The sequence below is a fragment of the Metabacillus sp. Hm71 genome, assembly GCF_051842955.2.
In the GTDB taxonomy this organism is placed as follows: domain Bacteria; phylum Bacillota; class Bacilli; order Bacillales; family Bacillaceae; genus Metabacillus.
Window position 1 is genome coordinate 1,520,013 of the sequence record NZ_CM200278.1, and the last position, 11,938, is coordinate 1,531,950.

The following is an 11,938-nucleotide window of genomic DNA, read 5'->3' on the forward strand; positions in this document are numbered from 1 at the left end:
CGAGATAGTAAATTATTAGGGTCTTTGGCTGATTCCTTAAAAAGATAATCAGGTAAACAAGTAACTCATTAGAAAAAGTTCAGGGGGTGGCCCCTGAACTTTTTCATGAAAAGAAAACCTATTCTATTTTTTATTGAAAATCTATTAAAGACAAAAAATAACCAATTTTTGATGCTTGGCAGCGAGATTGGGTGAGTCATGTACTAAGAATCGCAGATCCCCTTGAAGGGAACCTGGCTATTGTTGGTGTTCTAGCACCGAACAGTCTTTTTTAGCTTATGCTTTCTGATCCAGCTCCAATGGCAAAAAAGCATACTCTCCGTCCTTAATCATTTCACATTTACGAACGGGAATTGGATATTTAAAGATCGGCCCATCAATTACAGTGGTATGGAACTCTCCACCTTCTCCACAGGGGTCAATACCCCGGTCTACAAGCTCCTTCACGTACTCATGGGTTAACGTTCGCCCTAAATCGTCTTCCCGCATTCCTAATGATAAATTAACAGTTACAATCATCGTTACAAATCCCAGATTGATGAACTCTTCGACAGCTTCACGATGATCCATTTCCCATAAAGGCATGCCAAGCTTTAAGCCAGCCTTTTTCGTAACCTTGTCATGCCAACAGCCATGAGCAGGCATATCCAAGTCTCCAGTTACTAACACTTCTGCTCCTTGATTTTTTGCTGTTTCTAAAAGGTTCAAAAATACTTTTTCATAATCTGTCCAACTTGCAGCCGCAGCATATACCGGCAAACCTATAGAGTTAGCTTGGGCACGTATAAGCTCTGGAGGCATTCCATGGGATCTCGAACGTTTCCCTCTTTCTTCCAGTATAACGATTAGTCCAACCGCTTCCCCAACCTTCGCTGCTTTATATAGAGCTAAAATACTATCCTTTCCTCCGCTAAAAGAAGTGATGAATTTATGCCCGCGTGCTCCATTTTTCCAATCTTTTAATTCTTCCATTTAATCTTTCTCCTTTATTCATAAATGTTGGTTTTAACTGTTGCTATCCTTGCTGCATTTAATGAGTTGTGTTGCTGTATCAAGAAATTGTTTAACCAAAATTGAATCTTCATCCGTCCGCCAGGCAAGACTCATTTCTACACGTGGGGCTTCTTGCTCTATGTTTATATATGTGACATCCCGCATATGAAAATTCGATGTTGATTTTGGTACGATACTAATACCCAATCCTGAGGCAACCAACCCTATAACCGTCTGTATTTCTTTTACTCCTTGACGTATGATGGGGCTGAAGCCAGCATTGTGACATTTAGAGATGATATCATCGTACCAACTCGGCCAAATTTCCCTCTCCACCAAAATAAATTGTTCGGTGCTCAGATCAGCCAACGATATTGAAGCCCGTTGCGTAAATGGATGCAACTTCGGTACGACAGCGATGCATGTCTCTTGATATACTGACAAGAGTGATAAAAGCGGATCAACTATAGGAGGTCTTACAAAACCAATGTCAATTTCCTTATTATGAAATGCCTCAATTTGCATTGGTGTAGGCATCTCGTGAAGAATCAAATCTACATATGGAAACTGTTCCTGAAACCCGCGAACAATGATAGGAAGAATATCAAATGTTGCAGATCCAACAAACCCCACCACTAACCGGCCAACAATTCCATTTTGTGCCTTAAGAGCTGAAGCCTTTGCCTCCTCTAATTTGGTAAGGACCTGACGAACTTCTTGCAAGAAAATCTTTCCCGCATTTGTCAGCTCTACATGTCTTTTTGATCTCTCAAACAGCTTTACGCCAAGTTCATTTTCTAGTTGTAAAATTTGTTGACTTAAAGGTGGTTGTGTCATCTGTAAACGCATGGCAGCACGACCAAAATGCAGCTCTTCTGCCACAACAGTAAAATATTTTAGCTGACGCAGCTCCACGGTATTACTCCTTCCAATTAAGTCGTTTTACGACTTAAAAGTGTGATTTTTATATATTAGACACTAATTGATTCCCGTTGTAAAGTTTTTTATAGATGAAAACAAATCAACAATGTTTCGTCAAAATCCATATATTGATCCTCAAATGTTAGTTATCAGTGAAATTTGAGAACAGCTGGAAGAACTGACACACCTGAAGTTGGAGAAATTTAATTGGACTTAGATCTATGTTTCTGAACAATAAATGAGATTCGTTGTTAGATGAACTTCATACTTCTAAAAAATGATTATTTAAGGGAGAGGAATAATCGTATGAAAGCTGCGATAGCCATTTTATGTCTGATATGGGGTTTTAATTTTGTTATCATGAAATTAGGAAATGGTGTTTTTCCTCCCGGCGAGTTTGCAGCATGGCGATTTTTAACCGGTTCCTTTGTCCTCCTGGGTGTGTGTTTGATGAGAAAAATACCACTGCCAAATAAATCGGATTTCAAGTGGCTGGTTTTATGCGGGCTGCTCCAAACAACTTATTTTAATATCGCTATTCAAATATCGCTAAACTACATTAGTGCAGGTCTTACATCTGTTTTGACCTACAGTATGCCGCTTTTTCTCTCAATAATGGCACATAGATGGATTCCTGGTGAACGGTTGACAGCAAGGAAGTCGTTTGGAATTATACTAGGCATTGGGGGGTTATTTCTTGCAATGAACATTCATTTAGGTGGATCCATTTGGACTGTGTTACTTGCACTGAGCTCCGCTATTTCTTGGGCTATAGCTAACTTGCTTTTTAAACTAAAATTAAAGCATTGTGATACCATTCAATTTACTACTTGGCAAATGACGATTGGAGCGATGGGATTATTGGTATATACTCTTTCATTTGAGCATGGTGAAGCGGATTGGGGATTCATGCCGGCCGTATATATTCTGTTTTCTGGAGTTGTTGCCTCTGCCTTGGCTTTTGTATTGTGGAATCATATTTTGAAACGTACAGAGGCAAGCAAAGCATCGATTTCTTTATTACTTGTACCTATTGTGGGTGTCATTTCTGGAATCATATTTTTGGATGAAAACTTAAAAATGACTACATTAGCAGGGATATTACTTGTACTGGCAGGAATAAGGATTGTAAATAGTAAAAATGCTCACGAAACTCGTAAGGTCAAATCAAATGCTGTGAATAAAGGAATATAAACGTATGCTATCTGATGTTACCAATGTTGAAGCGGGTAAAGGTATCCATATCTCAAAAAAACAACTAAATCAATTTTCTTATTCCGGTCATTTATCTCGTTTAATGGTAGAATGGCAGGTTCAATGTCTCCTAAGAGCATGCAACCAAAAAAATGACATAAACAGAGGAGAAGTTTCTTCTCCTCCTTAATACGTATTCAATAATTAGAAACGACCCATTGATTGTTGAGCCATTGCAACTAGTCGTTTCGTAATTTCTCCACCAACTGAGCCATTAGCGCGTGAAGTTGTTTCAGCACCAAGGTTCACACCAAACTCTGATGCAATTTCATACTTCATTTGTTCAATAGCTTGTTTAGCACCTGGAACAACTAATTGATTGCTGTTATTATTACGTGCCATAAAATCATCTCCTTAAAGTTTGTAAGAATTAGATTATGCAAGCTTGCTTAATGGTAGTTTGAAGTATTAAAGAAAAATTATACATGAAAATAATGGAAATTGTAAAAAGCGAAATATGGAATAATAGTATAAAGGGAGTATCATAAAAAGAAGTACTTCGTGTATAACATCATTTTTTTCTGAAGAGATAGATTCTCTTTGGACTATATAAAAACCATCCTAGTTATACTTCAAAATCGTGTCAATTTCTTGAATAACAGCATTATAGAAAATTGATTAAAACCGGTTCGATGCTTCGATAATGGAGGTTCGCTTTATTATTATGCTAACGAGGCAGAATAGTTCGCTAACAAAATTTGGATATTTTGCTATAATTAGATTAACAACTTTGAGTTAGTGGGGAAAGAGATGCTTACTGAAATATTTACTAATGTTATGTTTATTCGTGGAATGCCAAATGAAAAAAGGATTAATCAGAACATTGAATCACTAAAAGCGACAGAATGGTTTAAACAGTTATATTTAAAGAATGAAGAATTATTTAAGAAAGATGAAGATATCCTTTACGTTATCGGTTGGGCGAATATTGAGAAGGCTTTAAGCAGTGAAAATAAAACAGAGAAGTTAAGGACGAAAATAATAAATGCCATAAAAAATAGCTAATTTTAAAAAATGGGGAGAAATGTAATGGAATTACAAACAAAGATATTAGATGAAATTATGAACAGTAAAAAAGAAATTGAGCTTATCTTAGTAAATGGTTTCCGTATGAAAGGAACAATTGAGGGTCATGATAAATTTTCAATCGTTTTTAAATCAAATGGAAACCAGCAGATGATTTTTAAACACGCAATCTCTACAATTGTTAGATAATACACCATTAACGACCAGAGGTCTACACCAATGTTTTGAAAGATAAATAAAAAGTAAGTGTCAACTTTCTATTAGGGTGACTGAGAATGAAACATGCGAGAAATGAAGTTACTTTCCATAATTCTTATAACTGCAAAATGATATGATCCTATTTTTGTGGTAAATGATTGAAACTATGATGATGAACATCTTGTTAGCTCTATTTTAAGGAAACAAAGTATACATATATCTTTGAAATGAAATTCGATAATATAAAAAAGTTTGATCAAAGATCCTGTGACATACAGGATAATTTTTTTCTTTTTCAGCAAACTTGCCAGATTATAGAATATCATTCGTTAAGTTTACTTGGGGTTAAAGCATGAATAGTTATAATAGTATTTAAATGTTTTGTACTGGAGGCACTTAACTTGGAAATAAGGAAAGCAAGTAAAGAGGATATAAAGGTAGTTTCAAGAGTTTATGTTGATAGTTGGAAGAATACTTATCGTGGTCTAGTACCTGATGAATATTTGGACACATTATCTTACGAAGAGGCAGAAACAAAGTGGATTGCTTTTTTAAAAAATGAAAATGAACCATTTATTTTCATTGCAAGTAATGATGCCGGAAAAATGATTGGTTTTGCATCAGGTCAAAGAATCGATGAGGAAAATTTTGATGGAGAATTATATTCATTGTATCTCTTAAAGGAAGCTAGAGGATTAGGTATAGGAAGGCTGCTGGTTTCAGCTACTGCCAAGCATTTAATAGAAAAAGGTATTTATTCAATGATGGTTTGGGTAATGAAACAAAATAAATCTGGACTTGGTTTTTATGAACGTATGGGAGGAAAAGAATATACTCATAGGACTAGTATGTTTGGAGGAACCACAGTAGAGGATGTTGCGTATGGCTGGAAGGATCTTTCAGAATTATGCATTGAGTAATAAGAGTTAACAAAGAAATACGTATGTCGCTTTAATTTTCGTTATGCAAGAATAGGGTGCATTACAAAAATGCTTATAAAAAGAATTTAATTTAACAGTATGGAGTTAAAAGAAGATGTGATTAACGAAGTAGATGATTGTTAGGAGGTAATCAATAAGCAACAACTTTTAAAAAGAGCCTTATTCAATTCGAATTGAATAAGGCTTTGTGTCTCTCCTCATTTTTTGCTTTGAACAAAGGCATCAATTACTTCTAAAGCCTTTTCTGCTCCACCGCATTTTTGAAAACTTTCATTAATTTTTTTGATACCCTCTTTATAACTTTCGTTGGTTAGCACTTCTTTAACGGCATCCTTTAACGTCTCAGGTTCTATATTGTCTTTTGATACTCTGTAACCAGCATTAAGATCCTTCAGACGCTGTGCCACCATCGGTTGATCCTTGTCATGCGGGATAACAACCATTGGGACATTGAAGTGGATAGATTCATTCACGCTATTCATACCGCCATGGGTAATAAAGACATCCGTGTGCTCGAGTACCTTTAATTGCGGCACATATGAAGAGATGATAAAATGCTCGGGGGCATCTTTAATTTTGGTCATATCTACTCTTTCACCCGTAGCAATGACAACTTTTCCTTTGAAATCAGAAAATGCATCAATACACGTATTAAAAAATTCTTCTGTACGGTCAAGAACCGTCCCCATTGAAATATAAAGAACTTGTTCGTTCTCTAATGTTTCGATGGAAAAGCTATCTGTAGAAGCCCTTTGTGGAAATGTTGGTCCAATAAAGATATTTGAATCATCGAAGTTTTCGCTATGAGGTTGAAAATACCGGCTCGTAAATACAATCGTTAATTCAGCTGTATTATTCATAAACTGAACCATGCTCTCCGGCTCTATACCATAACATTCTTTCATTTGTACGATTAACTTTTCAGCCTCTACATCAGGTTTCAATCGAGATAAAGGCATGTTTTTTAGAAATTCTTTTGGAAACAAAAAGGATGCTGAGGAGCAAATCCCAGGGATTTGCAAGTAGTCTCTCACTAGTTGTCCCGCCCCAAATTTTTCATAAAACACCAAGTGGAAATTTATGTCCTGAGATAACTGTTTTGTGATCTCTAAAGTGTCCAATGAATTTTGAATTTGAATTTTTAGAAAGGCTTTTAAACCAGCATTTGTATGAGGATCTATGGAAACTTTACTTAATAAATCGGGCTGAAGGTGAACAGTTGCGCCAACTCCTTCTAAGCGCTCTCTAAATTTTTCAGTTGTAATATAGTGAACGTTGTCTCCTCTTTCCGCAAAAGCTTTTACAATGCCAAGAGTAGGATTGATATGTCCTTCTGCTGGAAAATTAACCATTAAAATGTTTGCCATCTGAATCACACTCCTTGTCTAAATACTTACAACGTACTAATTCTATTACTCTTTTCTCTTTGACTAGTAAGGATACAAAACCTCCCCACTCCTCTAATAACTATTAATTCTAACTAGAAAACCAGTTCAGTATGTCATTGAACCTAACCTACTATTCAATTTATCCTTTAAAACACATCAGTGGCTGGCAACGTAAACAGTTTTAACATATTTTACCTTTGCAGGCAACAAAAATGATTGTTGCCAGAATCTTAAATTCTATTATTTGTTTTTTAAAATTGAGCGATAATCTTCAATATTTCAGAGCCAGCAAATTTAAACGTGATTTTATTGAGGGCAAATCTTGTAACCACGCATCTACTTAGATTTATAGGTTTTGTAAAAAAATAATGCAATTTTTTTAAAAATTTTGAAGTAAATTCAGGTCAATAGATGATTTCATATAAAATAAATTTACAATTTTTTCGAAAGTTAGTCCATTCACTCAAAGGTTGTAAACGCTTTATAATCAGCTTATACAAATTCAAAAACGACTTAGGGGACATTTTTGAATGGAAGAAAAAAGGGAGGTTAATAGATTGAAAAGATTATGTAAAGGAAAAACCATTTTATTTTTTATGATGGCGCTCATGCTTTTATTATCAGCTTGCAGCTCATCGGGTACAGGCGGACAAGCGGAGAATGCTGGTGCCGGTTCAGGGGATTCGAAATCTGGCGATAAGCTGGTCATTGGCTTTTCACAAGTTGGAGCAGAAAGTGAATGGAGAACAGCGAATACAAAATCGATGCAGGATGCGATTAAAGCTGCTGGCCATGAATTGAAGTTCTCAGATGCTCAGCAAAAACAAGAAAATCAAATTAAGGCACTTCGTTCATTTATTGCGCAAAAAGTAGATGCGATTGTCTTCTCTCCAGTTGTTGAAACAGGATTTGAAACGGTGTTACAGGAAGCGAAGGATGCAGGAATTCCAGTCTTTCTAGCTGACCGTGCAGTTGATATTCAAGATGATTCACTTTGGGTAACGTTCTTAGGATCAGACTTTGTGGAAGAAGGAAGAAAAGCGGCGAATTGGTTAGTAGAAGAAACAGCTGATGTAGAAGGTGATGTTAATATCGTTGAACTTCAAGGTACAGTAGGCTCTGCTCCAGCGATTGACCGTAAATCAGGATTTGAAGAAGTCATTAAAGATCATCAAAATCTTAAAATCATTAAATCACAAACAGGTGATTTCACACGGGCAAAAGGTAAAGAAGTTATGGAAGCGTTCTTAAAATCTGAAGGTGACAACATTGATGTGTTATACGCCCATAATGATGATATGGCCATTGGTGCGATTCAAGCGATTGAAGAGTACGGATTAAAGCCTGGTGAAGATATTAAAATCATTGGTGTTGATGCAGTAAAAGGAGCATTCGAAGCAATGGCAGCAGGCAAAATGAATGTCACAGTTGAATGTAATCCGTTATTTGGTCCGCAAATGGTTGAATTAATTGAGGCACATTTTGCTGGTGAAGAAATTCCAAAGCGTGTAGCGGTAGAAGAAAGCATGTATACAATGGATCAAGCAGAAGAGCTTCTTCCAACTCGTGAATATTAAGCAAGGAAATTAACATAGAAAACAAGGCCACTAGGGGAGGTAGTAAATCTTACTATTTACGAACTAGTGGCTATTAAAATAAAAGATTGTTAGGAGGGTAAATGGTGAAGAAGCAAGCTCCAGTACTAGTCATGCAAGGCATAACCAAGGAGTTCCCAGGTGTGAAAGCTTTATCAAATGTTCAGTTAAAGCTGTACCCTGGGGAGGTGCACGCCTTAATGGGAGAGAATGGTGCAGGGAAGTCAACCCTTATTAAAGTGTTAACAGGTGTATACACGTTTGATGAAGGTTCTGTAACGTTGGAAGGGAAACCAATTCGAGTAACCACTCCTCTTGAAGCACAAAATTTAGGGATTAGCACGGTTTATCAAGAAGTTAATTTATGTACAAATTTATCAGTCGTTGAGAATATTTTCATCGGCCGGGAAATCATGAAAAGAGGCCGGCTTGATTGGAAAGAAATGACTCGCCAGGCAAAGGAGTTACTAAAAGCTCGACTAAACCTAGAGATCGATGTGACCAAACAGTTGTCATCCTACTCTGTAGCGATCCAGCAAATGATCGCGATTGCACGTTCCCTTAAAGTATCTGCAAAGGTACTCATTCTCGATGAACCAACTTCAAGCCTTGATCAAAATGAGGTTAACCAATTGTTTAATGTCATGCGGAAATTGAAACAAGATGGCTTAGCGATCGTTTTTGTCAGTCACTTCCTTGATCAAATTTACGAAATCACAGATCGGCTAACCGTCTTGCGTAATGGGACATGGATTGGTGAATATATGACGAAAGAAATTGACAGGCTTGAATTAGTTTCGAAGATGATCGGCAAGGACCTAAATGAGCTTAAGACGACTGAAAGAGAAAAAAACAATGTCGTTGAAAAGAAAAAGCTATTTTTGCAAGGAAAAAATGTTTCAAAGAAAGGCAAAATTGCCCCTTTTGATCTCGATATCCATGAAGGCGAAATTGTCGGTCTTGCAGGACTCCTCGGTTCAGGCAGGACGGAATTAGCAAGATTACTGTTTGGAGCAGATCGAGCTGATTCTGGTGAAATTAAAATAAACGGCAAAAAGGAGAATCTTTCCTCTCCTAAACAAGCGATTTCAAATGGTATCGCCTTTTGTTCTGAAAACCGAAAAACAGAAGGAATTATTGCTGATCTCACAATTCGAGAAAATATGATTTTAGCTATGCAAGGTATCCAAGGATGGTTCAAGTTTATTCCAAAGAAAAAACAAATGGAAATTGCGGATGAATATATCAAACTATTAAACATTAATCCGCCTAATCCGGAGCAATTAATCAAAAATTTAAGCGGCGGGAATCAACAAAAGGTTCTGCTTGCGAGATGGTTAATTACAAATCCGAATTTACTCATTTTAGATGAACCGACAAGAGGAATAGATGTAGGAGCAAAAGCAGAAATTCAAAAATTAATGCTTTCATTAAGTAAAGATGGGAAGTCAATTTTGTTTGTTTCTTCAGAAATAGAAGAAGTGCTGCGTACTTGTCGTAAAATTGCTGTCCTCAGGGATCACCATAAGGTGACAGAAATTGAGAACAATCAGCAAATGACACAAAAAGACATAATGAAGGCAATGGCTGGGGGATAACGTAATGAAATCAAAATTATTTTGGCCAATCGTCGTCTTAATCATCATTTTATTAATCAATCTTTTCTTTGATAAAAACTTCTTTTCTATTGAAGTAAAAAACGGTTATTTAACTGGTAGTTTAATTGATATTTTAAATAGGGGAGTACCATTGTTACTCGTTTCGATCGGAATGACCCTTGTTATTGCGACAAAAGGAGTCGATCTTGGCGTTGGTTCAGTAATTGCAATGGCTGGCGCAGTTGGCGCTATGACTGTAAGCGGGGCAAACGGTGATGGTTTAGGACCGCTATTTACGGCAATTGCTCTTGTTATCGCGATCTCAATCATAGCCGGTTTATGGAATGGTGTGCTTGTATCAAGAATTGGAATACAACCAATTGTTGCCACATTAATTCTTATGGTTGCTGGACGTGGTATTGCTCAACTAATAACAGATGGTCAAATCATGACCGTTTATTATGACCCTTACACTTTCATTGGCGGTGGGCACCTCCTTATGCTGCCATTTTCCATTTTTATCGTCGCTGCTGTTTTGGCCATTGCTGCATTTTTAACGAGAAAAACAGCAATAGGATTATTTATTGAATCGGTTGGAACCAATCCGGAAGCTAGCCGTCTCTCAGGAATCAATTCAAAAAATATTTTAGTAATGGTTTATGTGTTTTCTGGAATATGTGCAGGAATCGGCGGCTTAATCTTAAGTTCGAATGTTGCGAGTGCTGATGGAAACAATGCAGGCCTTTGGTATGAGCTTGATGCCATTTTAGCCGTTGTCATTGGCGGGACATCACTGAATGGCGGCCGATTTAACTTAATGGGTACAGTAATTGGTGCTCTTATCATTCAAAGTTTAACGACTACGATTTACTCGATTGGCATTGCACCTGAAATCAACCTTGTAGTAAAAGCAATCGTCGTATCACTCGTTTGTCTATTGCAGTCATCAGAGTTCAGAAAGAAAGTATTTGGCGGTTTTGCAGTGAAAAAATCACAAAAGAAACGTGAGGGAGTGACCGTATCATGACGAAAAAGATCCAGTTAGACTCAAAACATCTCCCTTTAACAGCAACGATTCTGTTATTTATCTTAATGTTCTTATTTGGCTCACTTCGCTATACTGGCTTTTTTTCAACACAAGTTTTCTTAAATTTGTTTATTGATAACGCATTTCTAATTGTTGTAGCTGTTGGGATGACCTTTGTGATTTTATCAGGAGGAATTGATCTCTCGGTTGGTTCAATTATTGCTCTAACGAGTATGGTAGCAGCGAGTTTGACAATGAACGCACAGCTTTCTCCAGCTCTTGTTATCCCAATCAGTTTACTTATTGGTACAGTCCTTGGTTTCTGTATGGGGTGCCTTATCCATTATTTTAACTTACAGCCATTTATCGTTACGCTTGCCGGCATGTTTCTTGCGAGAGGCCTATGTTATCTCATCAGTGTTGAATCAATTACGATCGACAATGGCTTTTTCAATTTTATGGCAAGCACGAGAATCCCGGTTGGCGGCGGGAATTTTATTTCTATTAGTGTCATTATCGCAATGGTCGTTGTGATTGCCGCTATTTTTGTTGCTCATTACTCGAAATTTGGACGTAATGTTTATGCATTAGGCGGCAGTGAACAATCTGCCCTATTAATGGGATTACCTGTCGGGAAAACAAAAATTATGATCTATACGATCAGTGGGTTTTGCTCATCCCTAGCCGGTCTCATTTTCACGTTCTATATGTTGTCAGGTTATGGATTACATGCAAATGGGCTGGAGTTAGATACGATTGCAGCAGTTGTCATCGGCGGCACTCTCCTTACTGGTGGTGCCGGGTATGTAGCAGGCAGCGTTGTTGGGGTGTTAATTTTAGGGATTATCCAAACAGTGATCGTGTTTGAAGGAACGTTAAGCTCTTGGTGGACAAAGATTGCGATTGGAGCCTTGCTATTATTATTTATTGTTTTACAACGAGTCATCGTAGCTAGAAGCAAGTCGAACCAAGCATCGATATCAGCACATTAAAGGGG

Annotated in this window: 12 protein-coding genes; 8 read left to right on the forward strand and 4 right to left on the reverse strand. The window is 37.1% G+C overall.

Going from position 1 to position 11,938, the window contains the following annotated elements; all coding sequences use genetic code 11:
* Nucleotides 1–276 precede the first annotated feature (276 nt).
* Together ACSVDH_RS07465 and ACSVDH_RS07470 are read right to left on the reverse strand one after the other, a co-directional pair.
* Nucleotides 277–972 (reverse strand): Dph6-related ATP pyrophosphatase, encoded by a 696-nt coding sequence (locus ACSVDH_RS07465; protein ID WP_439249095.1) that lies wholly within the window; start codon nt 970–972, stop codon nt 277–279.
* 33 nt (nt 973–1,005) lie between these two features.
* The gene (locus ACSVDH_RS07470) at nt 1,006–1,908 is read right to left on the reverse strand and encodes a LysR family transcriptional regulator (RefSeq protein ID WP_439249096.1); all 903 of its coding nucleotides are present in this window, start codon (nt 1,906–1,908) and stop codon (nt 1,006–1,008) included.
* 312 nt (nt 1,909–2,220) lie between these two features.
* Between ACSVDH_RS07470 and ACSVDH_RS07475 the strand changes: the two genes are divergently transcribed.
* The gene (locus tag ACSVDH_RS07475) at nt 2,221–3,108 is read left to right on the forward strand and encodes a DMT family transporter (RefSeq protein WP_439249097.1); all 888 of its coding nucleotides are present in this window, start codon (nt 2,221–2,223) and stop codon (nt 3,106–3,108) included.
* Between the two features lie 204 nt (nt 3,109–3,312).
* Here the strand turns inward: ACSVDH_RS07475 and ACSVDH_RS07480 are convergent, their stop codons facing one another.
* The gene (locus tag ACSVDH_RS07480; RefSeq protein WP_299090234.1) at nt 3,313–3,510 is read right to left on the reverse strand and encodes an alpha/beta-type small acid-soluble spore protein; all 198 of its coding nucleotides are present in this window, start codon (nt 3,508–3,510) and stop codon (nt 3,313–3,315) included.
* A 408-nt stretch (nt 3,511–3,918) separates the two neighbouring features.
* On the opposite strand from ACSVDH_RS07480, the gene ACSVDH_RS07485 reads away from it, so the two are divergent.
* From ACSVDH_RS07485 to ACSVDH_RS07495, 3 genes are all read left to right on the forward strand, one after another.
* On the forward strand, nt 3,919–4,173 hold the full coding sequence (locus ACSVDH_RS07485; protein ID WP_439249098.1) for a hypothetical protein: 255 nt from the start codon (nt 3,919–3,921) through the stop codon (nt 4,171–4,173).
* Between the two features lie 24 nt (nt 4,174–4,197).
* Nucleotides 4,198–4,383 (forward strand): RNA chaperone Hfq, encoded by a 186-nt coding sequence (gene hfq, locus ACSVDH_RS07490; RefSeq protein WP_231597508.1) that lies wholly within the window; start codon nt 4,198–4,200, stop codon nt 4,381–4,383.
* A 410-nt stretch (nt 4,384–4,793) separates the two neighbouring features.
* A complete protein-coding gene (locus ACSVDH_RS07495; protein ID WP_439249099.1) occupies nt 4,794–5,312 on the forward strand; it encodes a GNAT family N-acetyltransferase in 519 nt (172 codons plus the stop codon).
* Nucleotides 5,313–5,530: 218 nt separating this feature from the next.
* Here the strand turns inward: ACSVDH_RS07495 and ACSVDH_RS07500 are convergent, their stop codons facing one another.
* Nucleotides 5,531–6,700, reverse strand: a complete 1,170-nt coding sequence (locus ACSVDH_RS07500) for a macrolide family glycosyltransferase (protein ID WP_439249100.1) — start codon at nt 6,698–6,700, stop codon at nt 5,531–5,533.
* A 578-nt stretch (nt 6,701–7,278) separates the two neighbouring features.
* Between ACSVDH_RS07500 and ACSVDH_RS07505 the strand changes: the two genes are divergently transcribed.
* The 4 genes from ACSVDH_RS07505 (at nt 7,279) to yjfF (ending at nt 11,933) form a co-directional block, all read left to right on the forward strand.
* Entirely contained in the window at nt 7,279–8,298 is a 1,020-nt protein-coding gene (locus ACSVDH_RS07505) for an ABC transporter substrate-binding protein (protein ID WP_439249101.1), read from the forward strand.
* Nucleotides 8,299–8,399: 101 nt separating this feature from the next.
* Nucleotides 8,400–9,914, forward strand: coding sequence for a sugar ABC transporter ATP-binding protein (locus ACSVDH_RS07510; RefSeq protein WP_439249102.1), 1,515 nt, complete (start codon nt 8,400–8,402; stop codon nt 9,912–9,914).
* Between the two features lie 4 nt (nt 9,915–9,918).
* Nucleotides 9,919–10,941: an ABC transporter permease gene (locus ACSVDH_RS07515; protein WP_439249103.1), complete on the forward strand. Its 1,023-nt coding sequence runs from the start codon at nt 9,919–9,921 to the stop codon at nt 10,939–10,941.
* Entirely contained in the window at nt 10,938–11,933 is a 996-nt protein-coding gene (gene yjfF, locus ACSVDH_RS07520; RefSeq protein ID WP_439249104.1) for a galactofuranose ABC transporter, permease protein YjfF, read from the forward strand. The genes ACSVDH_RS07515 and yjfF overlap by 4 nt, the downstream gene beginning before the upstream one ends.
* Nucleotides 11,934–11,938: the final 5 nt, after the last annotated feature.